This window comes from Burkholderia sp. JKS000303, assembly GCF_002563755.1.
Classification (GTDB): domain Bacteria; phylum Pseudomonadota; class Gammaproteobacteria; order Burkholderiales; family Burkholderiaceae; genus Burkholderia; species Burkholderia anthina_B.
This window is the reverse complement of sequence record NZ_PDBZ01000001.1, coordinates 3,999,102-4,024,782: the sequence shown is the minus strand read 5'-3', so window position 1 is coordinate 4,024,782 and position 25,681 is coordinate 3,999,102. Positions and strand designations below refer to the sequence as shown.

Below are 25,681 nucleotides of genomic sequence, written 5' to 3'. Positions count from 1 at the left end.
GCATTTGATCGACCATGAAAATTTCCCGCTCCCTTTCGACCGTCGAAGTCCATACCGGCGGCGAAGCGTTCCGTATCGTCACGAGCGGGCTGCCGCGCTTGCCTGGCGACTCGATCGTCCAGCGTCGCGCGTGGCTCAAGGAGAACGCCGACGAGATCCGCAAAGCACTGATGTTCGAACCGCGCGGCCATGCCGACATGTACGGCGGCTACCTGACCGAGCCCGTATCGCCGAACGCCGATTTCGGCGTGATCTTCCTGCACAACGAAGGCTACAGCGACCACTGCGGGCATGGCGTGATCGCGCTGTCGACCGCGGCGGTCGAACTCGGCTGGGTGCAGCGCACGGTGCCGGAAACGCGGGTCGGCATCGACGCGCCGTGCGGCTTCATCGAGGCGTTCGTCAAATGGGACGGCGAGCACGCGGGGCCGGTGCGCTTCGTCAACGTGCCGTCGTTCATCTGGCAGCGCGACGTGTCGGTCGACACGCCGTCGTTCGGCACCGTGACCGGCGACATCGCATACGGCGGCGCGTTCTATTTCTATGTCGACGGTGCGCCGTTCGACCTGCCGGTGCGCGAAGCAGCGGTGGAAAAGCTGATCCGCTTCGGTGCGGAAGTGAAGGCCGCCGCGAACGCGAAGTATCCGGTCGTGCATCCGGAGATCCCGGAAATCAACCATATCTACGGCACGATCATCGCGAACGCGCCGCGTCATCCGGGCTCGACCCAGGCGAATTGCTGCGTGTTCGCGGATCGCGAGGTCGACCGCTCGCCGACCGGCTCCGGCACCGGCGGGCGCGTCGCGCAGTTGTACCAGCGCGGCTTGCTCGCGGCCGGCGACACGCTCGTCAACGAGTCGATCGTCGGCACCGTATTCAAGGGGCGCGTGCTGCGCGAGACGACCGTCGGCGACATCCCGGCCGTGATCCCGGAAGTCGAGGGCAGTGCGCACATCTGCGGGTTCGCGAACTGGATCATCGACGAGCGCGATCCGCTGACCTACGGTTTCCTGGTGCGCTGATCGTCGGCGCCCGGCTCCCCCGTTGTACCAGGCTTGGCGCGTCGTCCCGTTGCGGGACGCGCGCCTTTTTTGCACGTCAACACCCGCGGCGCGACGCCGTTCTCGCGTGCGCAGGGCGGCCACCTGCCGGTGTGCCGCGTGAGTTTTGGTACGATGCAGCCTTTCCAGCAGATCCCCCACCCGCGTGAATCGCCGAAACGTGTCGTCTGTGCGTGACTTCTGTGCCAAGTGGGTCGCGCGCGCCCAACCCGTCGCGGCCGCTGCCGCCGTGCCCGTCAAGCGTGTCCTGGCCGTCGCCTGGCACCATCTTCGTCATCCGACGCGCCGCGGCGTACTGCTCGCGGCCGCCGCGGTGCCGGCGCTGTTCGCGCTGTACGTACTGCTGCTGATCCCGTTCACGCCGAGCATCGGCGACATCCGCAAGGCGCGGGTCGACCAGCCCGCGCAGGTGCTGTCCGCCGACGGCAAGCTGCTGGCGGAGTTCAAGCCGTCGAACCGCGAATGGGTGCCGCTCAAGCAGATCTCGCCGCACATGGTCGACGCGCTGATCGCGACCGAGGACCATCGTTTCTACGAGCACCACGGCCTCGACTGGAAGCGCACGGCGTCGGCCGCGCTCCATACGTTCTCGGGCGACCGCCAGGGCGGCTCGACGATCACCCAGCAGCTCGCGCGCAACCTGTACCCGGACGAGATCGGCCGTGCGCCGACGCTCACGCGCAAGGTGAAGGAGGCGATCACCGCGCTGAAGATCGAGGCCGTCTACAGCAAGGACCAGATCCTCGAGACCTACCTGAACACGGTGCCGTTCCTGTACAACGCGTACGGCGTCGAGATGGCCGCGCGCACCTACTTCGACAAGTCGGCCGACGAACTCGACGTGCTCGACAGCGCGACGCTCGTCGGGATGCTGAAGGGCAACAGCTACTACAACCCGGTGCTGAACCCGGAGCGCGCGCTGCAGCGGCGCAACACGGTGCTCGGCCAGATGGTGAAGTACGGCAAGCTGTCGCCCGCGCAGTTCGCCCAGTTGCAGCGCCGGCCGCTGCGCATCGACTTCGAGCGCCAGAAGGAGCAGCCGGGGCCCGCGCCGCACTTCGCGCAGCAACTGCGCAAATGGCTGATCGGCTGGGCCGACCGCAACGACTACAACATCTACTCCGACGGGCTGATCGTGCGCACCACGATCGACTCGCGGCTGCAGCAGATGGCGACCCAGGCGCTGACGCAGCAGGCGAACCAGCTGCAGGGTATCGCGAACAACGCATGGAGCGGTCGCGACGGCTGCGGCACCGACAACGAGGTGTTCCGGACCTTCATGCGCGAGTCGCCCGAGTACAAGGCCGCGCTGGATGCCGGCAAGAACGATGCGGCGGCGATGAAGCAGCTCGCGTCCGATCGCGGCTTCATGCGCGCGCTGTGCAAGGCGAAGACCGACGTGCAGGCCGGCTTCGTCGCGATCGATCCGCGTGACGGGCAGATCCGTGCGTGGGTCGGCAGCCGCGACTTCGCGAACGAGCCGTTCGATCACGTCGCGCAGGCGCGGCGCCAGCCGGGCTCGACGTTCAAGGCGTTCGTCTACGGCGCCGCGTTCGCGAACGGGATGAAGCCGGACGACACGTTCATCGACCAGCCGGTCGAGATTCCGCTGAAGGGCGGCGAGATCTGGCGCCCGAACGACGACGTGCCGCCGTCGGGCAAGCCGATGACGCTGCGCGACGCGGTCGCGCTGTCGCGCAACCGGATCACCGCACAGGTGATGGAGAAGGTCGGGCCGGCCGCCGTTGCACGGCTCGCACGCGACATGGGCGTGCGCGAGAGCCCGCTCGAGCGCGTGCCGTCGCTCGCGCTCGGTACGAGCCCCGTGACGCTGAAGGAGATGGTCGCGTCGTACGCGACGATCGCGAACGGCGGGCTGTACATCGCGCCGCAGATGGTGACGCGCATCGAGAATCGCCAGGGCGACGTGCTGGCCGAATTCGCGCCGGCGCCGCCCGAACGCGCGCTCGACGCCGAGACCGACAAGACGCTGCTCAGCGTGATGCGCGACGTCGTCACGCGCGGCACCGGCAGCAGCATCCGCACGCGCTTCGGCATTCGCGGCGACGTGGCCGGCAAGACCGGGACCACGCAGGACAACGCGGACGGCTGGTTCATCCTGATGCAGCCCGGCCTCGTCGCCGGTGCATGGGTCGGCTTCGACGACGGCCGTGTGACGCTGCGCAGCGATTACTGGGGGCAAGGCGCGCACAGCGCGCTGCCGATCGTCGGCGACTTCTTCCAGCGCGCGCAGCGTGCACGGATCGTCGACGCCAAGGTGAAGTTCGACACCGAGCCGTCGCCAGGCTGGTTCGCGATCGTGCGCGACCGCGTGACGGACCTGTTCGACGGCTGGTTCAAACCCGAGCCGAAGCCGCCTGCGCCTGTCAGGACGCAGCGTATCGAGCGTCAACCCGAGGCCGATGCTGCTGCTGCATCGGCTGCTTCCGCCGCATCGGCGCCCGACGCGGCGTCCGGTGGCGTGGTCGAGGAGTGGGTGCCGGCGTCCGAGGTGGCGGCGTCGGCGGCTGCGTTGTCGGCGGGGGCGTCGCAACTGCAACCGACGCCGCCTGTGCAACCCGTACAGCCGCCTGCCGTGGGGAGTAGCACGTCGGGCGCGGGCAGCGCGGGTATCGGTGCCGCGTCGGCTGTCGCGCCTTCGGCCGCGCCGGCTCAATTGCCGGCACCGGCACCAGCACCGGCTTCGCCGGACGCCACCGGCGGTTCGGAGTAACCAGGCCGTTCAGTTTTCGCGCGAAGTTGCCGTAATGAAGGGATTACGACAGCTCGCGCGCTCACCCCGCGCCTTTCCGATGCGGCTTATCCCCGATCACGTCACGCTCGCGCGCGACGACTTCTCCGCCGGCGTCCCGCTCGGCTTCGATCTCTACGATGCGAGCGGCGCCGCGCTGCTGCCGGCCGGCACGACGCTGCGCGATCCCGCGCAGCACGCCTTCCTGTTCGATCATTTCCGTCCCGTGCGCAAGCGCGATGGCACCGAGCACGACCCGTGCACGCCCGACACCGCACCGGCCGCGACACGGATGGGGCTGTCGGCGGGCGCCGCGATCGGCATTCGCCGCCGGGTCGGCACGACGCGCGTGCTGCAGCGTTGCCGCCTGATCGGCGTCGGCGCGTCGGGCGTGCTGTTCGTCGAGCCTCAGCCGGCGACGGTGCTCGATTTCGCCCAGGGCGACGATGTCGAGGCGGTCGCGATCGGCCGCTCGGCAGTGTCGCGTTTCGGCGCGACCGTCGAATCGGTGCAGCTGTCCGGTGCCGCGCCGTTCATGGTTCTGTCGCGGCCGGGCTTCGTCGACCGGCTGCGGACGCGTGCGGAGCCGCGCGTGCCGGTCCGGATCGCGGCGTGCTGTTCAGGCGGCCCGGCGGGGACGGAAAGTATCGGGATCGTCCGCGATCTGAGCCTGAGCGGACTGTCGATCGCCATCGACCGGCCGATCGCGGCGACCGGCGAGCCGCTGCACGTGCAGCTTCCGTGCAGGGTGGCCGACCGCGTCGAGCTGCTGACGCTCGCCGGCACGGTGCGCGCGGTGCACGCCGATCCCGCCGCGCCGGCCTGGACGCTTCACCACGCGGCGTTCGGCGAAACGGCCGAGACCGACCGGATCCGCCTCAAGGCGTTGCTGTTCGACCTGTCGACGGGGTTGGGCGACGCCGATCCGGCCAGTTGAAGTCGGCTCGAGACAGCCGTTCGACCCGAGACCGACCGGGCGGCCGCCCATACGCGGCAGGCCGATCCGCGTCGGTCGGGCCAACCGATGTCCGTTCGACCGGATTGCATTTGGATGTAATGGTAATCATCTGATGATTGAGTGGAATGCGCGCCGATTGTACGGTTTACGTCAACAGTGAATTAGCGATTTAGGTATTTACCCTGATGCTGGCCGAGCCTAGACTTCTGTTCATGCGCAACAGACCACGAGTCTTAAGCGCCTGACAAAACAATCTGGAGGTAAGCATCATGAAATCGCTGATCAAGGCAGTTGCACTGGCCGCTCTGGTGGCCGCACCGATCGTCTCGTTTGCCCAATCGAACCAGCAGCCGCTGACGCGCGCTCAAGTGCGTGCCGAGCTGGTCCAGCTCGAGAAAGCCGGCTACAACCCGAACGACTGGATGAACTACCCGGAAAACATCCAGGCTGCACAGGCAAAGATCGCCGCAGCGCAAGGCACGGGCGCGTCGGTTGACGCGACGGGCTACGGCTCGAACCCGAGCGCGACGTCGCAGTCCGGCCAGCGCGTGGTCGTGCCGGCCGCAGCCGATCGTTCGTCGGTGTACTTCGGCCACTAAGCCGCTCGCTGCACGGCGGTTTCCGAACCGCCACCCGGTCGTATCGAAAAGCCCGCACTCTGATCGAGCGCGGGCTTTTTTGCGTCCGCGGCCCGCGCGGCGCCGGCTGACAATCCGCTGCGCGTGCGCTAGCATCGCGGTCGGTACCGACGCGGTACGACAGCCGTTGCGCCTGGGGGGCCAGCGCCGGCCTGTCCGCAGCACCGCGTGCCGACGCGCGGCAGCATCGCCGGTCAGGCATCCGGTTCCGCGACATCAACGAACGACAAACAATCCAGGAGCATCCATGCGTGTGTTGACCGGTCTGCTGTGCTCGCTGGCGCTGACGGCGAGCCTCGCCCATGCGCAAGCGAATTGCGCGGACGCGACGGATCAGGCGGCGATGACCGCGTGTGCCGATCGTGCATACAAGAAATCCGATGCGGAACTGAACCGTACGTACCAGGCCGTCACCGCCCGGCTGCACGACGCCCGGCCGCTCGCCGAGAAGCTCGTGAACGCACAGCGCGCGTGGATCACCTACCGCGATGCCGAATGCAACTTCTCCAGCGCGAACGCCGAGGGCGGCAGCGTGTATCCGATGGTCGTGTCGACCTGCCTCGACGATCTGACGAAGACGCGCACCGAGACGCTGAAGGGCTATCTGGCCTGCGAGGAAGGCGATCTCGCGTGCCCGGTGCCTGCCAGGTAACACAACCACGCTTCGTTCGGCCGGCCGCTCGCCGCAGCGTGCCGGCTTCGTCCGTTACACGTCGCCGTTACACGTCGTCCGTTTCATCAAGCAGCTTGTGGCGCATCGCGTAACGGACCAGCGCCGCTTCGTGCGGCATCTGCATCTTTTCCAGAATCCGCGTCTTGTAGGTGCTGACCGTCTTCGCGCTCACGCACAGCGCCTGGGCGATCTCGGTCAGCGTCTGGCCGGCGGCGATGCGCCGGAACACGTCGAACTCGCGATCGGACAACCGCTGATGCGGCAGCGTTTCGGCCGGCTCGTTCAGGCTCTGCGCGAACTGTTCGGCCATCGCGAGGCTCACGTAGACGCCGCCCGACGCCACCTTCGTGACTGCGCCGACCAGCTCCGCGCTCGCGCTTTCCTTCGTCAGGTAGCCCGACGCACCTGCGCGGAACGCGCGCACCGCGTATTGCTGCTCCGCGTGCATGGTCAGCACGAGCACGCGCAGCGCGGGCTTCTCGTCCTTGATCTGCTTGATCAGTTCGACGCCGTTGCGGCCCGGCATCGACAGGTCGAGCACGAGCACCTGCGCGGGCGTCGAGCGGACGAGCGCGATCGTCGACGGGCCGTCGCACGCTTCGCCGGCCACCTCGAATCCGGTGGCGTTCTGGAGGATGTGCCGCAGACCGTCTCGCACGAGCGTATGGTCGTCGGCGATGAGCACCTTGATCATGTGAGGGTGGTTTCCTGTTGAACGGTACTGAGCGGGAATGCGACGGTGATCGAGAAGCCGCGCGCGAGCGCGGTGTCGATCGTCACGGTACCACCCAGCATGTGTGCGCGCTCGCGAATGCCGATCAGGCCGAACGATTTGTCCTCGTGGGCCGGACCGCCCGGCGCCGCGCCGCGGCCGTTGTCCGCGACGCGCAGCACGCAGAAGCCTTCCTCGACGTCGAGCCGCAGCGCGACGCGCGTCGCATCGGCATGGCGCGCGACGTTCGTCAGCGCTTCCTGGACGATGCGGAACAGCGTGGTCGCGCCCGCGCTGGTGAACGTCAGGCCGCCGGTTTCGATGTGGCGTTCGACATCGATGCCGTAGCGGTTCGTGAAGTCGTTCGCGAGCCACTCGATCGCGGGCACGAGGCCGAGATCGTCGAGCATCACGGGCCGCAGGTCGGCCGCGATGCGCCGCACCGACGCGACCGTCGCGTCGATCAGCCGGCGCATCGCCTGCAGGTGCGACAGCATGCCGTCGTCGGGCTGCGCGCGATCGGGCGCGCGCAGTTGCTGTTCGACGACGGACAGGTCCATCTTCAGCGCGGTGAGTTGCTGGCCGAGGTCGTCGTGCAGCTCGCGCGCGATGCGGGTCTTTTCCTCTTCGCGCACGTTCTGCAGGTTCGCCGACAGTTCGCGCAGTTCCTCGCGCGACTGCTTCAGCGCATTCTCGGCGCGCTGCCGCTCGGTGATGTCGCGCAGCATGACCGTGTAGAGCTTGCCCGACGCATCTCGGATCTGGGAGATCGACGCCTCGATCGGGAATTCCTCGCCGTTGCCGCGCAGCCCGAACAGCACGCGCTGACGGCCCATCTGCCGTTCGGACACGCCCGTCACGCCGAACTGGTCGACGTGCTTCGCGTGTGCCGAGCGGAACCGCTCGGGGATGAAGCGCGACAGCGGCGCGCCGATCGCTTCCATTGCCGACACGCCGAACACTTGCTCGGCCATCGGATTGAAGATCACGACCGTCTGTTTCTCGTCGATCGTGATGATCGCTTCCATCGACGAACGGATGATGCCCATCATCCGCGCTTCGTTGAGGATGCCGCGGCTGCTGGCGCCGGAGTCGGCGCCGCCGGCGCGACCGCGCAGCAGCGCGTGAACGAGCGCCGCGAACACGAACGAGGCGATCAGTCCCGCCGCGAGCACCGTGCCTGCCGCGCGCTGCGCGCCGGTCGCGCTCGGGCGGCCGTCGGCCGAATAGGTGAGCGTCAGCACGGTGCCGCCGAAATTCAGCTGTTCGGATCGCCGCATCAGGTCGGGCGACAGCGACGCCTCGTCGGTCGTCGTCTCGGCGCTCGCGAACGGGTGCGGGTCGTCGCCGGCGCTCATCTGCAGATCGAGCCCGCGTTCCGCGTCGAGCGCGCGCTCGACCAGGTGATTCGGACTCACTTCCGCGAACAGCACGCCGTCGCTGCCGGGCTCGTGCGGGACGGACGGCGCGACGGCCGCGCGCGGCGAGGTCGTCGCAGGCAGGAACAGCGTGAGGGTGCGTGTGTCGCGGGACGTATCGTCGTCGGCCGGGTGGATGCCGAGCGCGACGTCGCCGGTGTGCAGCGCACGCGCGAGCGGTGCGGCGTCCGACGCGCCGAAGCGGACGACGACCGAACTCGACGTCGGCGCGCTGAACGTGGCGACGGCCAGCGCGCCGGCCGGCATCGGCGCGTTGCCGGCGAGGGCGCTGCGCGCGGCCGGCGACAACGGCGCAAAGCCGATCTGCCGGACCGGCGAATAGCCGCTGTCGAGATCGAGCGTGTCGGCGTACCGGCGCCATTGGTCGGGCGTCATCTGCGGTGCGAGGCCGTACGCGCCGCGCGCGCTTTCGAGCACGGCGACGCCGGACTGCAGTTCGTGGCGCAGCATTGCGGTCACGTGCGCCGTGCGGCGTTCGAAGCGCGTATGGACGGCGCCTTGCCACTGCTCGCGAACGAGCAGCGCAACGCCGAGCGACAGCGCGGCGCCGGCGAACAGCGTCACGACGCCGGCCGCGAGCGGCTGGCGTAACATGGTCTTGAGGCGCGTGGGCCCTCGGGCATCACGCGGCGGGGTTCCGCTGGCGGTCATTCGATGGCCATTCTGGTGTCGGGGCCGCCTGTGGCACGCAGGCGGCGCGGCAAAACCGGGAAAAACTCGCACCGGCCACGTGCGGCGTCTATTTTCGAGATGAAATTGTGCGCGGTTTACCTGCTTTTTGTAATAGGGGTCAGCTAAAAAGACGATGACCGGGCGTTGCAGCGCGCGTACCGGCCGCGCTTGACGCGCATCAACCGGCGCGTCGGCACGTGGGGCAGACTGTTCGGCAGGCGAGCCGGCATCGGGCCGGCGCGCGGTGACGGGCCGCCGTGGCGCGAAGCGCGGCGCAGGCCCGGTCGGAGGGCGGACCATGTACAAGCGGATTTTCGTCGGGCTCGACGGTAGCCCGAGCGCGCGTCTCGCGCTGAACGAGGCGATCCGGATCGCGGCGGCGTCCGGCGGTGAAGTCATGTGTGCGTACGTCGTCGAGCACCGGCCGCAGCTCGTCGACGTCGACGCGGGCTTTGCGGCCGAACGCGACGGCGATGCGGTGGCATCTGGTGCGGCGACGCCGGTGCTCGACGAAGCGAAAGATGTGCTCGCGCGGCAGCATGTGCCGGGCACCGTGCGGGCGCTCGACGCGTACGGCGAGGACGTTGCCGCGGTGCTGATGCGCACGGCCGCCGAAGCCGGCGCCGATCTGATCGTGATGGGGACGAGCGGGCGGCACGGCCTGCGCCGGCTGCTGCTCGGCAGCGTCGCGGAATCGCTGCTGCGCGCGGCCGATCGGCCCGTGCTGCTGGTGCGGCACAGCGAGCCGGCAGTAGCGGCGACTGCGTGACGGTCGACTGGCGGGGCTGATGCACGGGCGGTGACGGGCAGGGCTGTCGTGAGCAGGTCGCGGCTGCCCGCGTGATCGTGCGATCGCGCGTCGTGCGCGCCGATCGTCGCAGCGCGCAGGCGCAGGTCGGCATGGCCGCCGTGCGGCGCGGCCGGTTGCGCCACGCCCCGTCCTTCTGGCAGCATCGACCCGGGTTCGCTTCCATCGTCGCGCGCTGCCTTGCGCGCGCGATCCGGTTGCCGCGTGCATGGCCGCGGCGACCGGCGCAGCGGTACGCCACGCACGGCCTCGCCTCGTCGATCGGCCGTGCGTCGCATACCGGTTCCATACTTCGTCCACGTCATCCGCCATGCCGATTTCCGCCGCCGACCTGATTCACCAGTTCAACCTGCAGCCGCATCCTGAAGGCGGCTATTTCAGGGAAACCTACCGCGCGACCGATGCGGTCGTGCGCCCGGCCGACGGTGCGCCGCGCGCAGCGTCCACCGCGATCTACTACCTGTTGTGCGACGGCGCGTATTCGTCGTGGCACCGGATCCGTTCCGACGAGGTCTGGCATTTCTACGCGGGCGATCCGCTCGAAGTGTGGGTGCTCGACGAACAGGACGGGCTGACGATCCACCGGCTCGGCAATCCGCTTACGCATCCGGGCACCGTGTTCCAGGCGGTCGTGCCGGCCGGACGCTGGTTCGGCGCGCGCTGCGCGTCGTCCGGGCACGTCGCGCTCGTCGGCTGCACGGTGGCGCCGGGCTTCGAGTTCGCGGAATTCGAGCTGGCGGATGCTGCAGCGCTGAGTGCCGCCTTTCCCGAGTACGCAGAGTACGTCGCGCGGCTCGCGCAGCGCCCCGACGCGTAAGTACGCTGGCGACGATCGCGCCGACCGCCGACCGCCGACCGCCGACCGCCGACCACGCTGGCGGCCGCGGTCGAACGCGGTCGTTCCGCGCGGCATTGGCCAAACCCGTTTAGAATGCCCGTGATGCAGGGTTGGCTGCGGGCGTGCCGCGGTGACCGCTGCCAGCCGTATCGGCGGCCGCCCCCGCCGCACGGTTCGCCAGTCTTCCAGGAGCGCCGCCGTGTGGCACTTTCCCATCGCGATTCCCTCGTCGCTCGGCCCGTGGGCCGTGTTCGCGAGCGTGCTGATCACGCAGCTCGGCGTGCCGGTGCCGGCCGTGCCGATGCTGATTCTCGGCGGTACGATGGCGGCGATGGGGCAGGCGTCCTGGACGAGCATGTTCGCGGCCGCGATCGGCGCGACGATGCTCGCCGATTCGCTGTGGTTCTTCATGGGCCGCACGCGCGGCCGTCGCCTGCTGAACGGGCTCGTGCGCTTCTCGCTGTCGCTCGACACGACGTTGCGCTTCGCGCGTAACGTATTCGAAAGATACGGCGCACCGCTGCTCGTCCTGTCCAAATTCCTGCCGGGCCTCGGGCTCGTGTCGGCGCCGCTGCTCGGCACGACCGCGATCGGCGTCGGCGTGTTCCTGTTCTGGGATCTGGCCGGTGCGTCGTTGTGGGCCACGGTGTGGCTCGTCGGCGGCGCGGCCGTGCACGACCAGATCGTGCAGTTCGTGCTGTGGGTGCGCGCGAGCGGCGGCACGATCCTTGACGCATTCCTCGCGATCTTCATCACGTTCCTGCTGTATCGCTGGGTGCGCCGCCTGCAATTCCGCCGTTATCTGGCGCAGGTGCGGATCTCGCCGCCGCAGCTGGTCGAGATGATGACGTCGAACGAACCGCCGCTGATTTTCGATGCGCGTCCGCGCGCGGTGCGCGAGCGCGAGCCGTTCAGGATCTCCGGCGCGGTGCCGGTCGATCTCGATTCGCCGGACCTGCTCGATCCGGAAATGCTGAAGCGGCCGATCGTCGTGTACTGCGTGTGCCCGAACGAGGCCACCGCGAAGCGCCTGATCGCGAAGATGCAGCGCAAGAAGATGATCCACAACATCAAGGCGCTGAAGGGCGGGCTCGATGCGTGGGAGAAGCACGGCTATCCGGTCGAGCCGCTGCCGGCCGATCTCGACGCGTCGCGGTATTTCGTGCGGCAGGATCACGGCGCCGCGCTCGACGGCGAATATACGGTGCGCGCGACGTTGTCCAAATAAAGCGCATACCGCGCCGCAGCTTCGAATTTCATCCCCCGATTTCACGCGCTCCGATCACTACGAAAATCGGGTGGCACGAAACGTCTGATTATCCATATAATCCCGCCTGCATATTGCGTGCGCTTGATTGCGCACATTCGACGCGAATCCGTTCGCGCCGAAAGCGATTGATCCCGTTGCCGCCCGCTACGCGCACAGCCGCGTCGTGCGGGCCACACGGGCGTATTCCGTGAAAGGCCCGATCCGTTTTCCGGATTGTTCCGGAAAATGCCGATAATCGTCGGTGATTCCAATCGGAGTGACGCAGTATCCGCAACGTTTTCATTTGGAAAACGGCGGCGGGGATTTTTCGTTTTCGGTTTGCCGGTATCGGCATGAACGGTCGCGCATTGACATCGACAATGACGGCGGCCGGTTCGCGGCTGCCAGGAGACGGACTTGAAACAACCAGAAGACCAGCTGCACCGCGGGCTGGAAGAGCGGCACATCAACCTGATGGCGCTCGGCGCCACCATCGGCGTCGGCCTGTTCCTCGGCTCGGCCACCGCGATCCGCACGGCGGGCCCGGCCATCCTGCTGACCTACCTGCTGGGCGGCATCGTGATCTTCCTGATCATGCGCGCGCTCGGCGAAATGGCGATCACCAACCCGGTCGCAGGCGCCTTCAGCCGCTATGCACGCGACTACCTCGGCCCGCTCGCGGGCTACCTGACCGGCTGGACCTACTGGTTCGTGTGGATCGTCACCTGCATGGCGGAAATCACCGCGGTCGGCGTCTACATGCACATGTGGGTCCCCGGCGTGCCGAACTGGATCTGGGCGCTCGCGGCGCTCACCGCGATGGGCGCGGTGAACTTCATCGCGGTCAAGCTGTACGGCGAATTCGAGTTCTGGTTCGCGCTGATCAAGATCGTCACGATCGTGCTGATGATCATCGGCGGCGGCCTGATGATCGCGTTCGGCATCGGTAACGGCGGCGTCGCGACCGGCATCTCGAACCTGTGGGCGCACGGCGGCTTCATGCCGCACGGCATCGACGGCGTGATCGGCGCGCTGCCGATCGTGATGTTCGCGTATCTCGGCGTCGAGATGCTCGGCCTCACGGCCGGCGAGGCACGCAACCCGGAGAAGTCGCTGACGAAGGCCGTCAACTCGGTGTTCTGGCGCGTGCTGATCTTCTACATCGGCGCACTGTTCGTGATCATGTCGCTGTATCCGTGGGACCAGATCGGCACGCAGGGCAGCCCGTTCGTGATGACGTTTTCGCGGCTCGGGATCCCGGCCGCCGCCGGCATCATCAACTTCGTCGTGCTGACGGCGGCGCTGTCGTCGTGCAACAGCGGCCTGTTCAGCACCGCGCGGATGCTCTACAACCTCGCACAGCAGGGCCAGGCGCCGGCCAGGCTCGGCCGCGTGAACCGCAACGGCGTGCCGGTGTACGGCGTGCTCCTGTCGGTCGCGCTGCTGCTGATTGGCGTGCTGCTGAACTATCTTGCGCCGCAGCACGTATTCGTGTGGCTGACGTCGGTGTCGACGTTCGGCGCGATCTGGACGTGGTGCGTGATCCTGGTCGCCCAGATGCGCTTTCGCCGCACGCTGTCGGCCGACAAGATCGCGCGCCTGCCGATCCGCGTGCCGTTCTATCCGCTCGGCTCGTTCGTCGCGCTGGCGTTCCTCGCGCTGGTCGTCGTGCTGATGGCGTTCTCGCCGGATACGCGCGTCGCGCTCGTGATCGGCCCCGTGTGGATCGTGCTGCTGGGCATCGCGTACGCGGTGTTCTACGCGAACCGCCCGGCGACGTCGGTATCGACGAAGTCATAAGCGACGCGGGCAACGCGCGCTGCGCCACGCGCCGGAAATGGGGACGCGGCGCAGCGCGGTCCGCACGCGTGTTGATCGCGATCATGCACGCGCGGCCCGGGCGTCATATGCTGTTTGAATCGCTGTCCGCGCTTCGCGTGGCCATCCGCCGATTCCTGCGACCGCGCCGGCCGTCCGGCCGCCGCGTGTCGCTGCCACGCGAAGCTCCGGGCGTCGTTTCACGACGATGCACCCGCAAGGAGGCCTTCGCCATGCAATCCACCCAGTCCGTCCCGCCGCTTGCCCGGATCGCGCTGGCCGTCGACCCGACGCCGGAATCGCTGTCCGCCGCGCGCTACGTGAGCACGCTGCTGCGTCCCGGCATGCGGGTGCGCATCGTCTGCGCAATCGACAATCCGCGTCTCGTGCTGCCCGACATCCCGCGCATCGACGCGTTGCTGACGTCGGCGCGCGAGGACATGGTGCGCGAAGCGCAGACGGTGCTCGCACGCACGGCCGCGCTGTTCGCCGGCGCCGGCGTGGAACTCGAGCAGGCGATCATCGATACGTCGGTCACGGGCGGCACGGTGGCCAATGCGCTCGCGAACGACACGTCGACCTGGCAGGCCGACGTGCTCGTGGTCGGCGCGAATCCGCATCACGGGCTGCTGCGGCTCGTCGAAGGCGCGATGTCCGACACGCTCGCCACACGTGCGCGCTGCGCGTTGCTGATCGTGCCGGCCAACTATGCGCGGCCGTCCGACGGGCCGCTGCAGCGTCTGATGTTCGCGGTCGACGGCAGCGAGCCGTCGTTGCATGCGGTTCATGTCGGGCTCGGCTTCGCGGCGCCGACGACGCTGCTGTACGCGGCTTATGTCGTCGATCGCGCGGTTCGTCTGACCGATATCGTGCCGGTGCGCGCGCTCGAGGATGCGTATCGCGCGGAGGGCGAGGATGCGCTCGCGCGCATCGGCCCGGTATTGCATGCCACCGGGAACCCGACCAAGCGCGGCATCGTCGAAACCCGTCCGACCAGCGACGACGTCGCGCACGCGCTGATGCGCGACGCCGTGCACTGGCATGCGGAACTGCTGGTGGTCGGCACGCACGGCCGGCGCGGTATCGCCGCGTGGCTGATCGGCAGCGTCGCGCGCCGCGTCGCCCATCTCGCGCAGGTACCGGTGCTGCTGGTGCGCGGTGCCGCGTGAATGTCGCGGCGAAGCACATACGAAGCGGACATTCGTTGACCTGCATCAGAAACGGCGTGAATCGCGCGTGAGACATTGACGCAATGTCGCACGTGGCAGAGGGTTCGCGCCCGAGCGCGATACGTGCGGCCGGATGCATCCGTCGTGCGGCGTCCGGCGTCGTTTGGCGCCGATCATTTTCCGGAACCGGGCCATGCATCGCATGGCGCGATCCGATCCAGAACTCTCTGGCACGAGGGTAGGCAGCAGACTGCTGCCTTGGGCGACGGACGGGGTGTCGATCACCCCGTCCGCTTCCCCGGCCCCGTCGAACCGCTTTCCTCGCAGGAATTTTCTTCGTTGATGTCGCCGTGCGGAACGGCGTGTCATGGCAGGTATTGGCACGCGATCGCGCGGTTGCGGATCGGTGTGGACGGCGGCAGGCGCTCGCTGCCGACGTATCGACGCAGCCGCGATGCGGCCTCGTGCCGCGTGGGCTGCGTTCGTGCGTGCAGGCGTGGGTTGTCAGGCCGCTACGTGATGCGAAGCGCGCGCAGGTCGTGCCGGCGGCCGGCGCTGCGGCATACGCGTGCGCGACGATGTGCGCCATGCAATCGTCCTCGTGTGCTGGGGGAGCGATTGCGCAGTCGCGGCCAGCCGGGGCGGGTCTTGCGGCGCGGTTCCGGTACGACCGCCGCATCGCCAGCGACATCGGCCCGTGCGCACAGTGCGGCGGCGAACCGCTGCAGCGCGAGCACCGACCCTGCGACGCTCTGGTATTTTTCGCGGCCGATCTGCCCGTCGAGCGTGACGAGCAAACCCGACTCGCGCGCGAGCGCGAGCAGCGCGTCCAGGTCTGCGGGCGGGCGGATGCCGGCCTGCGCCGCGGGAGCGGCGTGCGCACGGGTGCGCCGCTGTCCGTCCCGGGCCCGGAAGTTACGAGGTGCCATGGTTGGTCTCCTGCGCCGGACCCCGCGTGCCGGCTCGACGGCCGGCTGAGCGATGACCCGGTATGAACGCTCAGTTCATGACGTCAGTATCGACCCGGCGGCGGGCGTTGCCAATCGGCGCGCGCTGAAGTCGTTGTCAGGCATTGCGCGCGACCTATCGGAATCCGCTGACACGCAAGGCGGACGATCCGCCGCGGCGCCGCGGTTCGGCACCGCCGCGCACGGCACCGGCGCCTCGATCCGGTGCATTCCGACTGACGAATTGCCGCCGCTGCCGGGCTTGACGCAGGTTTTCGGCCGGACTAACTTTCCCACTGCATCGACGTCGCGCGGCGTTTCATTTCCCGCTCGATCGACGGTGCCGCGCCTCGGGGTGGCGTGGCAATGCTTCCAGTGGTTCGCGGGCGATCTGCACCGCGGGCGCTGTGCGCGCACTGGTCCTTCGGCGGATCGGGGCGACGGTATGCAACGTACCGTTGATCGAGCGCAAACACGCTTCGGCGCATCGCACGCCGGGCGGCCGTCCAGTCTCCAAACTTCCGGTAGCGTCATCTTTTCGTTCCTCGACCGTCAGGAGCCCGTCGATGTCACAGGACAATTTGCTCGATTCACTCAAGGAAGTCGCCGAACGGCGCGCAATCGGCGCCGACCAGTTGCGTACGATGCTCGACGACGAAGTGCGTGCGCTGTCGTCCGACGCGCGCGTGCACGACTACATCCATGTGTTCGCGATTCGCCACCTGCGCGAACGGATGCGCAGGCAGGACGAACTCGAAGGCGACACGCCGTCCGGCACGCCGCATCGCGAACCGGATCAGGCGATGAGTCGCCGTCTGTGAAAGACGGGCGCCGCGGGCCGGCCCGTTCCCTGCGGCGTCTGCGCAATCGTCCTGACAGCGGACTGACAGTCATCATCGGCTTTCGTCAGACGATTTACTAAATTGTCGCGACGGCCTCAAGTAAGCGGCGCGAATGCCGTATACCCGGTGAATTCGTCCACCGGGCGTTCGCGCTCCCTTACCGAGTCGTTGCCATGTTCTCGTCCATCCGGACCCGTATCCTCGCCGCGTGCGTTGCCATCGTCGTATTCGCGCTCGTCGCCACCACGCTGATCAATTACTTCATCGCGCACTCGTACAACGACGACGCGATCGACCGCAACCTCACGTCCGTCGCCAGCGGCCACGTGGTCGGCATCGGCGACTGGGTCGCGACCCGGAGCCAGATGATCGCGTCGCTGCAGGACGCCGCGCTGTCGCCCGATCCGGTGCCGGTCTTCAAGCAGATGGCCGCGGCCGGCGGCTTCACGAACGTCTACGTCGGCTACGCGGACAAGGTGTTCCATTTCTCCGACCCGACCGGCATCGGGTCCGACTACGATCCGACCAGCCGTCCGTGGTACAAGCAGGCCGCGCAGGCCGGCAAGCCGGTCGTCACGCCGCCGTACATCGACGCCGGCACCGGCAACCTGGTCGTCACGTTCGCGGTGCCGATCCTGCGCGACGGCGGGTTGAAGGGCGTCGTCGCAGCCGACGTCGCGATGGACAGCGTGATCGCGAACGTGAAGTCGATTCGCCCGACGCCCGCGAGCTTCGGGATGTTGATCGACAGCAGCGGCCACATCGTCGCGCATCCCGACGCGAAGCTCACGCTGAAGCCGGTCACCGACGTGTCGCCCGAACTCGGCGCGATCAGCGCGGCGTCGCTCGCCGGCGCGAGCGCGCCGGTCGAAGTGCACGTCGGCGGCGACGCGAAGCTGGTGCGCGCGCAGGCCGTGCCGGGCACCGACTGGTATGCGCTGGTGCTGCTGGACAAAGCCGACGCGACGGCCGGGATGCGCTCGCTGCTGACCGCGTCGCTGATCACGCTGGTGGTGATCGTCGGCGTCGCGTCGCTGATCGTCGGCGCGATCACCACGACCGCGTTCCGCCGCCTGTCGCAGGTGCGTCAGGCGATGGCGTCGATCGGCTCGGGCACGGGCGACCTCACGCAGCGCCTGCCGGCCGAAGGCCGCGACGAGGTGGCCGACATCGCGCGCTCGTTCAACAGTTTCGTCGACAAGCTGAATGACGTGATGCGTCAGATTCGCGATGCGAGCGAGTCGGTGCGCACGGCCGCGAACGAAATCGCCGCCGGCAACCAGGACTTGTCGTCGCGCACCGAATCGGCTGCGGCGAGCCTCGAGGAAACGGCCGCGTCGATGGAGGAAATCACCGCGACGGTCGGCCAGTCGGCCGCTGCCGCCGGCCAGGCCGACGAACGCGCGGCCGCTGCGTCGCGGATCGCGTCGCACGGCGGCGTGGTCGTGTCGGACGTGGTGACGACGATGGAGAAGATCGAGGAAGCGTCGGGCCGGATCGGCGACATCATCGGCGTGATCGACGGGATCGCGTTCCAGACCAACATCCTCGCGTTGAACGCGGCCGTCGAAGCGGCACGCGCGGGCGAGCAGGGCCGTGGGTTCGCGGTGGTCGCACAGGAAGTGCGCAGCCTCGCGCAGCGCAGCGCGCAGGCCGCACGCGAAGTGAAGGTGCTGGTCGAATCGACGGTCGCGAGCGTGTCGGCCGGGTCGGGGCAGGTGCGCCAGGCCGGCGACACGATGCGCGAGATCGTGTCGAACGTCACCAACGTGACGACGATCATCTCCGAGATCACGCACGCGGCGAATGAGCAGACGCGCGGGATTCAGGAAGTGAATCGCGCGGTCACGCAGCTTGACGAAATGGTGCAGCAGAACGCGGCGCTCGTCGAACAGTCGACCGCGGCCGCGACCGCGCTGCAGACGCAGGCGAACGCACTCGCATCGACGGTCGGGCAGTTCAAGGTCGCCTGACCTGAGCGGAGCGGGGCGACGCGGATCGGCAATCAGTCGATCCGTGCGCCCGCGCTGCGCGTGACGGTGCTCGCCGTCACGGGTTGCCGTCGTCGCGCATCAGCGCGAGGCGGTTGTAGAGGGTCTTCAGGCTGATGCCGAGCGCTTTCGCGGCTTGCGGCTTGTTGCCGTCGAAGTGATCGAGTGTCGCCGCGATGAAGCGCTGCTGCACATGGTGCAGCGTCGCGCCGAGCGGCAGCGCCATCGCATCGTCCGACGTGTGGTCGGGCAGCATCGTCGGCTTTGGCAGCGTGACGTCGATCCCGTCGTCCGCAAGGATGTACGCGCGCTCGAGCGTGTTGTGCAGCTCGCGCACGTTGCCGGGCCACGAATACGCGCGCAGCGCCGCGATCGCCGCATCGGTCAGCCGCTTGTGCGAGCGGTGCCGCGTATTGAGCGTGTCGACGAATTCGTGTGCGATCGTCTCGACGTCGCCGTCACGCTGGCGCAGCGGCGGCACGTACAACGCGAACGCGGCGAGGCGGTAGAACAGGTCCTCGCGCAGCCGGCCGTCGCGCACGGCTTCGGCCGGATTGTGACGGGTCGCCGACAGGATGCGCACGTCGAGCGGAATCGACTCGGTGCCGCCCACCCGCACGATCGTGTTCGATTCGAGCGCCCGCAGCAGCTTCACCTGCAGCGACGCGGGCATTTCCGCGATCTCGTCGAGCAGCAGCGTGCCGCCGCACGCGGCTTCGAAGAATCCTTCGCGCTGCGCGACCGCGCCGGTGAAGCTGCCTTTCTCGTGACCGAACAATTGCGCCTCGGCGATATCGGCCGGAATCGCACCGCAGTTGACGGGCACGAACGGCCCGTCGCGACGCGTGCTGAGGTCGTGCAGCCGGCGCGCGACGATATCCTTCCCGACCCCGCTTTCGCCGGCAATCATCACGCTCGCGCGGGTCGGCGCGATTTTCTCGATTCGGCCGAGCAGCGTGCGCATCGCGGCGGAGCGGCCGGACAGCCGGCGTGCGTCGGCGCGCTGTTTCGAACGGTTGGCGGATTCAGCCATGGGTTCAGGCGGGCCGGTTTGAAAATCGGCACCGCGCGTTTCCTTCGTTGCAATATTTATCATGACAGCGAAACGCAACGGAAGGTGCCGTAGTATAGAAATTTCCAATGCGCGGGCCGATGGTGCAAGGAATGCTCGATCGCTGCGGTCAGTTCTCCCGGCGGTGCGTTTTTACAGCGCTTCAATGAAAAATCGAAAGGCGGGTGCAATCGCACGCGCGCCAATGCAGCGTCCGGCCGATCGGCGGCGCCGGCGGTGGCCCGGTGTCCGGGGCTGTGGCGCGCGGTAGCGAGCGTTCTCGTCCCGGGTACGTCCGTTGCTGAGGCTTGTAGGCTCGCCCGGCACGCTCGATGGCATGCCGTTGCATGGCGGTCGCCGGCGCGATGCAAGGAAACGATGAGGACCTTTACCCGTGAGCTGTTGCGGCAGGGCGCATGGGTCGTGTTGGCCGTCGGGGTGGCGTCCGCGCTGCAGGCGTGGGCGATTCGCGCCGTCGGCGTGCATGAACCGTTTGCACCGCTGCCTTTCTATGCAGGTGTCGCAGCTGCCGCATGGCTGACGTCGTTCGCCGGCGGGCTGGCCGCGACGGCGGCCAGCGTGGCCGTGATCGCCGTGCTGTGGTGGCCGGATGCGCCGCTGGCCGCGCTGCTCGCGCAGGCCGGCGCGTTCATCGCGATCAGTTTCGTCGAGTGCGTGCTGGTGATGGCCGTGAAGCCGCTGCTCGCGAGCGACCGGCTGCGCGGTGCGGTCGATGCCGACGAGGACGCCGCGCGGATACCGCGACGCGAACCGGCTCCCGCGGCGCGCTCGCTCGACGACACCCTGTTGCGCCGGGTGGTCGATGCATCGCCCGACGCGATCGTCGGTGTCGATGCCGCGCGGCGGATCACGAGCTGGAATCCGGCCGCCCGGCGCCTCTTCGGCATGGACGCCGCGACGGTGATCGGACGCGACATGACGACGCTGATCGCGCCGCGCTGGCTGCGCCGGCACCCCGTCCCTGCCTCGTTCTCGAACGCGCGCGCGCCCTCCGGCCCGCTCGATATCCTCTGCTTGCGCCGCGACGGCGGCCGCTTTCGCGCGACCGTCGCGGCATCGCCGATCGTCGACGCCCAGGGCACCTGCAGCGGTTTGTCGATGACGCTGCGCGAGGCGGGCGAGCGTCGCCGCGAAGAGCGGCGCGACACGCGTTCGTTGCGTGGCGCGCGCGATGCACGCGTGCAGGCCGACGAGTCGAACCGGATGAAGGATGAGCTGCTGGCCACCGTGTCGCACGAGTTGCGCACGCCGCTGAACGTGATCTACGGCTGGGTCGAGGTGCTGCGCAGCGCCGACGGTCAGGGGTTCGCGCACCAGGCGATCGACGCGATCGACCGGAGCGCGCGATCGCTGTCGCACATGGTCGGCGACCTGCTCGACGCATCGTCGCTCGCGACCGGCCGCATGCGCCTCGAACGCATGCCGGTCGACCTCGTGCGCATCGTGCGCGAAGCGGTGCGCGAACTCAGTGCGAGCGCCGAGGCGAACGGGCTCCAGCTGTCGACCGACTGCACGATGGCCAACTGCGTGATCTCTGCCGACGGCGAGCGTCTGCGCCAGGTGCTGTCGAACCTGCTGTCGAACGCGATCAAGTTCACGCCGCCGGGCGGACGCGTCAGGATCTCGCTGACGCGCGCCGGCGCGCGCGTCCGGCTGTCGGTCGCCGATACGGGACAGGGCATTTCCGCGGAACGCCTGCCGCATCTGTTCGATACGTTCAACCGGCCCGCAGGCGCGTCGGCGTCGCCCAAGCGTGGCCTCGGGCTCGGGCTGTCGATCGTGCGCAACATCGCACGGCTGCATGGCGGCGAAGTCGCGGCGACGAGCGACGGCGCCGGGCGCGGCACGACGGTCGCGGTCATGCTGCCGGTCGATTCGGACGGCGACGAGTCGTTCGGCCACCCGATGCGGCCGAGCGGCGCATCGACCGCGGTCGCGCTCGACGGCCAGCGCGTGCTGGTCGTCGACGACGACGCGACGTCGCGCGCGAGTCTCGCCGCGGCGCTCGAAACGCTGGGCGCGCAGGTGTCGACCGCGCAATCGGGGCACGACGCGCTCGATGTCGTCGCGCAGCAGCGCCCGAGCGTCGTGCTGTCCGATCTCGCGATGCCGGACGGCGACGGCTTCTGGCTGCTCGACCATATCCGGCATCTGCCGGACGGCCGCGCATGCTTGCCGGTCGTCGCGGTGACCGCGCATGCGGGCAGCACGGACCGCCACCGCGTGATGGCCGCCGGCTTCGATGCGTATCTGTGCAAACCGGTCGACATGCCGACGCTGGCGAGCGTGATCGTCGACGTATCGCCGGGCGACCGGAAGGCCGGGAGCGGCCCCCGTCGCTGACGTGCGGGCCGCATCCGCTCACCCATCGGGAGGCGAGATGAAAGGATCGGAAAACACGCTGCGCGAGGGCGTCCCCCGGGCGTTGGCACGCATCCGGCGCATACCGCCGGTCGTGCGGATCGCGAGCATACTGATGCTGTCGTGTGCATGGGTCGCGCTGCCTCGCTACGCGTCGGCGGACGAAAGCGTTCGGGCGAAGCTCGCGAGCCAGGCGTCGGCCGTCGGCAGCCAGCTTCGCGATGCGACGCTCGCGTCCCGTACCCGGGCCGTGCTCGTCGCCGAGCGGGGGCTGGCGTCCGACGACATCGACGTGCAGGTTCACGGCCGCGTGGCCGAGCTGACGGGCAGTGTGCCCGACGCGCCGCAACACGCGACCGCGGTTCGGGCCGTGCACGACGTCGACGGCGTGCGCAGCGTGCGCGACACGCTGCAGATTCGCCGGAAGTAACGTGATGCGCGGGCAAGCGTCGGGGCCGATCGGGCGTCGCGCGCCTCGCGGCCCTGCGCGGCACCAGGCAGGAGGGTTCGACATGGACACCATCATCGCGGGCCGTTTCTCGACGCTCGAGCGGGCGGAGCGCTGCGCGGAACAACTGCGCGGCCACACCATGCATCGGGACGACGTGAAGGTCTTCTTTCTCAATCCACCGGGGCAACACGCGCTGTTCTGGCTCGGCGGCGACGCCTATGCGGATTCCGCGGCGCGCCCGGGCGGCATCGGTGCGCTGGAGGGCGTGGCCATCGGCGCGGTCGTCGGGCTGGCGGGCGCCGCGCTGCTGTATCTCGGCGGGCTCCATTCGCCGCTCGCGTGGATCGGCGTGCCGCTGGTCGGCGGCTACGTCGGCGCGTTGTGCGGTGCGCTCGGCAAGATGAGCGGCGATGCGCCGGAAGGCCATGGTGCGCTGAAACAATGCGAGAACGGCGTCGTGCTGGCGGCGCACGTCACGCGGCGCACGGCGATGTTCGCGGAGCGCACGCTGCTGGCGGGCGGCGCATTGTCGATCGAGCGCGTCGAAGGCGCATGGCAAAAAGGTGCGTGGACCGATTTCTTCACGTCCGCGCATCGCCCCGCATGACGCGCGCATCTGCGGCGTTCGGGCCGCCGGAGCCTTCGGCGGAGCCGGGGAGCGGGATGGAACCGGACGAGAAGAACCGGAGCGGATGCCGATCCACGGGACGCGCAGGCATCGCGCGCAGGCTGGTATCGGGCATGCTCGCGACGTGTTGCGCGCTGGCGGTCGTACCCGCGTGCGCGCAGGCGGCGAGCGCCTCGTCGGTGCGGGTCGCGCCGGGCGTCGTGCGCCCCGGCGAGACCGCCGACGAGGCCGACATGACACGGCGGCCCACCGGCATCGACGCCGAATTCGTCGACAAGGCGAGCATCGTCGGCAGGGCGCAGTTGCAGGCGAGCCAGCTTGCGCTCGACCGGTCGTCGAACCCGGACGTGACGGCGTTCGCGCGCCGGATGGTCGACGATCACGGCCGTGTCGCCAGCGCATTGCGCCGGCTCGGCGCGCAAAAGGGCGTGCCCGTGCAGGCGCGGATGCTCGTCGATCCGGCCGTGAGCGCGCTGCGAATCAAGCAGGGCCGGGCATTCGATATCGGATACGTCCAACTGGCGGGGCCGCATGCGCATGAGGCAATGATCCGGCTCTACGAGGCGGAAGCGCACAGCGGCCGCGACCCGCAGCTTCGCGCATTCGCGGCCGATACGTTGCCGATGCTGAAGGCACACCTGACGGCCGCCAGGCAGCTCGCGCAGACGGTCGCGGCCGCGCACTGAGCGTGTGAGCGTGGCCGGAACCGCGCGAGGCGCTGCGCCACGTCATGAGTCAGGGCCGCCGGGTATCGCTCTCCGGGCCGCCCGGCGACGCTCTGTCCGTTGTCATCGCAGTGTCCGGGTCAAAGGGGCGCCGCGCGTGCCGCGGGGCCGCACGGACGAAGGGGCGCCGCTCAGCGACGCCGCGGCAATGACACGTCCTCGAGCGTGTTGGCCAGCTCGTCGCGTGCCGGGCCACCCGCGCGGGTCGCGATGTCGCCGAGCGACACGATGCCGACGAGTTGCTTGTTGCCGTCGAGTACCGGCATCCGGTGCAACTGCACGTCGGCCATCCGCTGCTGCACGTCGCCGACGCCATCGTCCTCCACACACCACTGCACGGGCGCGGATGCGACCGCCGTCACGGGCGTATCGGGCGAATGGCCGTGCGACAGCGCGCGCACCGCGAGGTCGCGATCCGTCACGATCGCGACGAGCCCGGTGCCGTCGCAGACCGGCAGCACGCCGATGTCGAAGCGCTGCATCAATTGGGCCGCATGGCGAATCGTGTCGGTGGGCGCGACGCACACCACGTCGCGCGACATGATCTCGTTGACGCGATACATGAACGCCTCCTTCGTGAGCGAGACGATGCGTGAGCAGGATGCGTGCAGCGTTCAGCCGGCACGCGCCGGGCCTGCGCGGCCGGGGCCACGGAGAAATTTGCCAGCGCGCTTGTACATCTTCCACGGCGGGAGCCGTGGCCGGGCCGCGTGCGACGTCAGTGGCCGACGCCCGTGATCACGACGATTGCGAGGACCAGCGCGCTCTCGATCGCGGCCAGCGCCGCGACGCCCGCGGCGCCGCTGACTTCATGCCACGCGCGTTCCATGCGTTTCATCTGTTTCGCTCCAGGCGATCCGGCCTGTCGATACGCTGGCGCGCAGCTCGGGCCGGGATGCCGCCGTCAGCCGTGATCGCGGGGCGGTGGTGGGGTGTCGGGTGCGCGACGGTCGCGCTCGCCGGACGGTTTGGCGGGGTCGATGCGGGTCGCGCCGCCGACGGCGGGCGGGTCGCTGGCCGGAAACGTCTCTTCGAGCCCTTCGTCGATGCGTTCCTCCGTCTTGTCTTCGGACGGCGGGCGCGACGTGGCGAGCCGGAATACTCCGGCAGCCGGTGACACGGCGTCGCGGCGGCCGGTGGCGTGAGCGGTCATGATCGAACCTCCTTTACGGGTAGCGACGGACGCAAGCGCCGTGCCGCGTAGCGGCGGCATGACCCTTGCAGCGATCGAGCCGCCGGGACCGACGGACGCGAGGCCCGCCCGCCGCCGGCGTGGACGAGAGGAAATCGTGATGAATGAACCCACGGAAAGGATACGTTACGACGCGAACGTGTGCGACGGCGATTTCGGTCAGGTGCGCGCGCGTTTCGATACCTGGAAGCGCGAATCGCCGACCTGTCGCCCGGAGCGGCGCCTGTTCGCCGGCAAGGACGAGGTGCGTGAACTGAACCATGCCGTCTACGAGGGGCCGGCAAGCGCGCAGCGGGCGCTGGTCGCGCGCTGCGCGCCGTCCGATCCGTTCGCGCTTGCCGTGCAGCTTGCCGCGAAAGGGCGCACGATGTGGCTCGTGATGGCGGCTTGCGACGGGTGAGCGACCGCATGGTGTCGCTGGGGGCACCGGGCAGGCATGTCGCTTGCGCGCGCTCGCCGCGCCAATCGACACGCGCGAGCCGCCGCGCAGGAGTGACATGAACACGTCAGCCACGCTGCACCGTCCCGAACCGATCCCCGACGTCGAGCCCGACCCGACGTGGCCCGAGCACGACGATCCGGTGGATCCGCCCGTGCCGGCGGGGCCGCCGCAGGGCGACCCGCCGTCGCGACCGCCGCCGATGCGGATGCCGGGCGGATGCAGCGAACCGCAGCCGGCCGCGCG

The 25,681-nt window shown here is 68.9% G+C and carries 23 protein-coding genes; 17 read left to right on the top strand and 6 right to left on the bottom strand.

Annotated elements, in window-relative coordinates:
- Positions 1-14 precede the first annotated feature (14 nt).
- The 5 genes from lhpH to BX604_RS18925 all read left to right on the top strand — a co-directional run bounded on the left by lhpH (position 15) and on the right by BX604_RS18925 (position 6,061).
- Positions 15-1,022 carry a trans-3-hydroxy-L-proline dehydratase gene (lhpH, locus tag BX604_RS18945; protein ID WP_098552143.1) on the top strand — a complete coding sequence of 336 codons (1,008 nt, stop codon included), beginning with the start codon at positions 15-17 and terminating at the stop codon, positions 1,020-1,022.
- 199 nt (positions 1,023-1,221) lie between these two features.
- On the top strand, positions 1,222-3,795 hold the full coding sequence (locus BX604_RS18940) for a penicillin-binding protein 1A (protein ID WP_179894826.1): 2,574 nt from the start codon (positions 1,222-1,224) through the stop codon (positions 3,793-3,795).
- Between the two features lie 79 nt (positions 3,796-3,874).
- A complete protein-coding gene (locus tag BX604_RS18935) occupies positions 3,875-4,750 on the top strand; it encodes a PilZ domain-containing protein (RefSeq protein ID WP_098552141.1) in 876 nt (291 codons plus the stop codon).
- A gap of 290 nt (positions 4,751-5,040) precedes the next feature.
- The gene (locus BX604_RS18930; RefSeq protein WP_098552140.1) at positions 5,041-5,370 is read left to right on the top strand and encodes a DUF4148 domain-containing protein; all 330 of its coding nucleotides are present in this window, start codon (positions 5,041-5,043) and stop codon (positions 5,368-5,370) included.
- A gap of 286 nt (positions 5,371-5,656) precedes the next feature.
- Entirely contained in the window at positions 5,657-6,061 is a 405-nt protein-coding gene (locus tag BX604_RS18925; protein WP_098552139.1) for a lysozyme inhibitor LprI family protein, read from the top strand.
- Positions 6,062-6,128: 67 nt separating this feature from the next.
- On the opposite strand, the gene BX604_RS18920 is transcribed toward BX604_RS18925, so the two are convergent.
- Complete coding sequence (locus BX604_RS18920; protein WP_006755659.1) at positions 6,129-6,776, bottom strand: response regulator; 648 nt, start codon at positions 6,774-6,776, stop codon at positions 6,129-6,131.
- On the bottom strand, positions 6,773-8,884 hold the full coding sequence (locus BX604_RS18915; protein ID WP_098552138.1) for a PAS domain S-box protein: 2,112 nt from the start codon (positions 8,882-8,884) through the stop codon (positions 6,773-6,775). The genes BX604_RS18920 and BX604_RS18915 overlap by 4 nt, the downstream gene beginning before the upstream one ends.
- Before the next feature lie 319 nt (positions 8,885-9,203).
- Between BX604_RS18915 and BX604_RS18910 the strand changes: the two genes are divergently transcribed.
- From BX604_RS18910 to BX604_RS18885, 5 genes are all read left to right on the top strand, one after another.
- Positions 9,204-9,674 (top strand): universal stress protein, encoded by a 471-nt coding sequence (locus BX604_RS18910; protein WP_098552137.1) that lies wholly within the window; start codon positions 9,204-9,206, stop codon positions 9,672-9,674.
- Between the two features lie 349 nt (positions 9,675-10,023).
- Complete coding sequence (locus BX604_RS18905; protein WP_098552136.1) at positions 10,024-10,530, top strand: cupin domain-containing protein; 507 nt, start codon at positions 10,024-10,026, stop codon at positions 10,528-10,530.
- Between the two features lie 220 nt (positions 10,531-10,750).
- Positions 10,751-11,779 carry a DedA family protein/thiosulfate sulfurtransferase GlpE gene (locus BX604_RS18900; protein ID WP_098552135.1) on the top strand — a complete coding sequence of 343 codons (1,029 nt, stop codon included), beginning with the start codon at positions 10,751-10,753 and terminating at the stop codon, positions 11,777-11,779.
- 438 nt (positions 11,780-12,217) lie between these two features.
- On the top strand, positions 12,218-13,600 hold the full coding sequence (locus BX604_RS18890; RefSeq protein ID WP_098552134.1) for an amino acid permease: 1,383 nt from the start codon (positions 12,218-12,220) through the stop codon (positions 13,598-13,600).
- Positions 13,601-13,851: 251 nt separating this feature from the next.
- Positions 13,852-14,787, top strand: a complete 936-nt coding sequence (locus tag BX604_RS18885) for a universal stress protein (RefSeq protein WP_098552133.1) — start codon at positions 13,852-13,854, stop codon at positions 14,785-14,787.
- A 512-nt stretch (positions 14,788-15,299) separates the two neighbouring features.
- Here BX604_RS18885 and BX604_RS18880 read toward each other — a convergent pair.
- A complete protein-coding gene (locus BX604_RS18880) occupies positions 15,300-15,716 on the bottom strand; it encodes a hypothetical protein (protein ID WP_098552132.1) in 417 nt (138 codons plus the stop codon).
- Between the two features lie 584 nt (positions 15,717-16,300).
- Between BX604_RS18880 and BX604_RS18875 the strand changes: the two genes are divergently transcribed.
- Together BX604_RS18875 and BX604_RS18870 are read left to right on the top strand one after the other, a co-directional pair.
- Positions 16,301-16,555, top strand: a complete 255-nt coding sequence (locus BX604_RS18875) for a DUF3562 domain-containing protein (RefSeq protein ID WP_098552131.1) — start codon at positions 16,301-16,303, stop codon at positions 16,553-16,555.
- Between the two features lie 194 nt (positions 16,556-16,749).
- The gene (locus BX604_RS18870) at positions 16,750-18,549 is read left to right on the top strand and encodes a methyl-accepting chemotaxis protein (RefSeq protein WP_098552130.1); all 1,800 of its coding nucleotides are present in this window, start codon (positions 16,750-16,752) and stop codon (positions 18,547-18,549) included.
- Positions 18,550-18,625: 76 nt separating this feature from the next.
- Here the strand turns inward: BX604_RS18870 and BX604_RS18865 are convergent, their stop codons facing one another.
- Positions 18,626-19,600 (bottom strand): sigma-54 interaction domain-containing protein, encoded by a 975-nt coding sequence (locus BX604_RS18865; protein ID WP_257146358.1) that lies wholly within the window; start codon positions 19,598-19,600, stop codon positions 18,626-18,628.
- Between the two features lie 396 nt (positions 19,601-19,996).
- On the opposite strand from BX604_RS18865, the gene BX604_RS18860 reads away from it, so the two are divergent.
- The 4 genes from BX604_RS18860 (at position 19,997) to BX604_RS18845 (ending at position 23,765) form a co-directional block, all read left to right on the top strand.
- Positions 19,997-21,982, top strand: coding sequence for a hybrid sensor histidine kinase/response regulator (locus tag BX604_RS18860; RefSeq protein WP_098552128.1), 1,986 nt, complete (start codon positions 19,997-19,999; stop codon positions 21,980-21,982).
- Positions 21,983-22,019: 37 nt separating this feature from the next.
- On the top strand, positions 22,020-22,430 hold the full coding sequence (locus tag BX604_RS18855; RefSeq protein ID WP_098552127.1) for a BON domain-containing protein: 411 nt from the start codon (positions 22,020-22,022) through the stop codon (positions 22,428-22,430).
- An 82-nt stretch (positions 22,431-22,512) separates the two neighbouring features.
- Entirely contained in the window at positions 22,513-23,058 is a 546-nt protein-coding gene (locus BX604_RS18850) for a hypothetical protein (protein WP_098552126.1), read from the top strand.
- Between the two features lie 134 nt (positions 23,059-23,192).
- Positions 23,193-23,765, top strand: a complete 573-nt coding sequence (locus tag BX604_RS18845) for a DUF4142 domain-containing protein (protein WP_257146357.1) — start codon at positions 23,193-23,195, stop codon at positions 23,763-23,765.
- A gap of 170 nt (positions 23,766-23,935) precedes the next feature.
- Here BX604_RS18845 and BX604_RS18840 read toward each other — a convergent pair whose 3' ends face one another.
- Both BX604_RS18840 and BX604_RS18835 read right to left on the bottom strand, forming a co-directional pair.
- Positions 23,936-24,367, bottom strand: coding sequence for a CBS domain-containing protein (locus BX604_RS18840; protein WP_098552124.1), 432 nt, complete (start codon positions 24,365-24,367; stop codon positions 23,936-23,938).
- A 341-nt stretch (positions 24,368-24,708) separates the two neighbouring features.
- Positions 24,709-24,957 (bottom strand): hypothetical protein, encoded by a 249-nt coding sequence (locus BX604_RS18835; protein WP_098552123.1) that lies wholly within the window; start codon positions 24,955-24,957, stop codon positions 24,709-24,711.
- 139 nt (positions 24,958-25,096) lie between these two features.
- Between BX604_RS18835 and BX604_RS18830 the strand changes: the two genes are divergently transcribed.
- On the top strand, positions 25,097-25,396 hold the full coding sequence (locus tag BX604_RS18830) for a hypothetical protein (protein WP_098552122.1): 300 nt from the start codon (positions 25,097-25,099) through the stop codon (positions 25,394-25,396).
- The last annotated feature ends 285 nt before the right edge of the window (positions 25,397-25,681 follow it).

Bases quoted from the DNA above. Each gene is read 5' to 3' on its own strand.
- lhpH (WP_098552143.1), top strand. From the start codon at position 15: ATGAAAATTTCCCGCTCCCTTTCGACCGTCGAAGTCCATACCGGCGGC.
- BX604_RS18935 (WP_098552141.1), top strand. From the start codon at position 3,875: ATGCGGCTTATCCCCGATCACGTCACGCTCGCGCGCGACGACTTCTCC.
- BX604_RS18930 (WP_098552140.1), top strand. From the start codon at position 5,041: ATGAAATCGCTGATCAAGGCAGTTGCACTGGCCGCTCTGGTGGCCGCA.
- BX604_RS18925 (WP_098552139.1), top strand. From the start codon at position 5,657: ATGCGTGTGTTGACCGGTCTGCTGTGCTCGCTGGCGCTGACGGCGAGC.
- BX604_RS18920 (WP_006755659.1), bottom strand. From the start codon at position 6,776: ATGATCAAGGTGCTCATCGCCGACGACCATACGCTCGTGCGAGACGGT.
- BX604_RS18915 (WP_098552138.1), bottom strand. From the start codon at position 8,884: ATGACCGCCAGCGGAACCCCGCCGCGTGATGCCCGAGGGCCCACGCGC.
- BX604_RS18910 (WP_098552137.1), top strand. From the start codon at position 9,204: ATGTACAAGCGGATTTTCGTCGGGCTCGACGGTAGCCCGAGCGCGCGT.
- BX604_RS18905 (WP_098552136.1), top strand. From the start codon at position 10,024: ATGCCGATTTCCGCCGCCGACCTGATTCACCAGTTCAACCTGCAGCCG.
- BX604_RS18885 (WP_098552133.1), top strand. From the start codon at position 13,852: ATGCAATCCACCCAGTCCGTCCCGCCGCTTGCCCGGATCGCGCTGGCC.
- BX604_RS18880 (WP_098552132.1), bottom strand. From the start codon at position 15,716: ATGGCACCTCGTAACTTCCGGGCCCGGGACGGACAGCGGCGCACCCGT.
- BX604_RS18875 (WP_098552131.1), top strand. From the start codon at position 16,301: ATGTCACAGGACAATTTGCTCGATTCACTCAAGGAAGTCGCCGAACGG.
- BX604_RS18870 (WP_098552130.1), top strand. From the start codon at position 16,750: ATGTTCTCGTCCATCCGGACCCGTATCCTCGCCGCGTGCGTTGCCATC.
- BX604_RS18865 (WP_257146358.1), bottom strand. From the start codon at position 19,600: ATGGCTGAATCCGCCAACCGTTCGAAACAGCGCGCCGACGCACGCCGG.
- BX604_RS18860 (WP_098552128.1), top strand. From the start codon at position 19,997: ATGAGGACCTTTACCCGTGAGCTGTTGCGGCAGGGCGCATGGGTCGTG.
- BX604_RS18855 (WP_098552127.1), top strand. From the start codon at position 22,020: ATGAAAGGATCGGAAAACACGCTGCGCGAGGGCGTCCCCCGGGCGTTG.
- BX604_RS18850 (WP_098552126.1), top strand. From the start codon at position 22,513: ATGGACACCATCATCGCGGGCCGTTTCTCGACGCTCGAGCGGGCGGAG.
- BX604_RS18845 (WP_257146357.1), top strand. From the start codon at position 23,193: ATGCTCGCGACGTGTTGCGCGCTGGCGGTCGTACCCGCGTGCGCGCAG.
- BX604_RS18840 (WP_098552124.1), bottom strand. From the start codon at position 24,367: ATGTATCGCGTCAACGAGATCATGTCGCGCGACGTGGTGTGCGTCGCG.
- BX604_RS18835 (WP_098552123.1), bottom strand. From the start codon at position 24,957: ATGACCGCTCACGCCACCGGCCGCCGCGACGCCGTGTCACCGGCTGCC.
- BX604_RS18830 (WP_098552122.1), top strand. From the start codon at position 25,097: ATGAATGAACCCACGGAAAGGATACGTTACGACGCGAACGTGTGCGAC.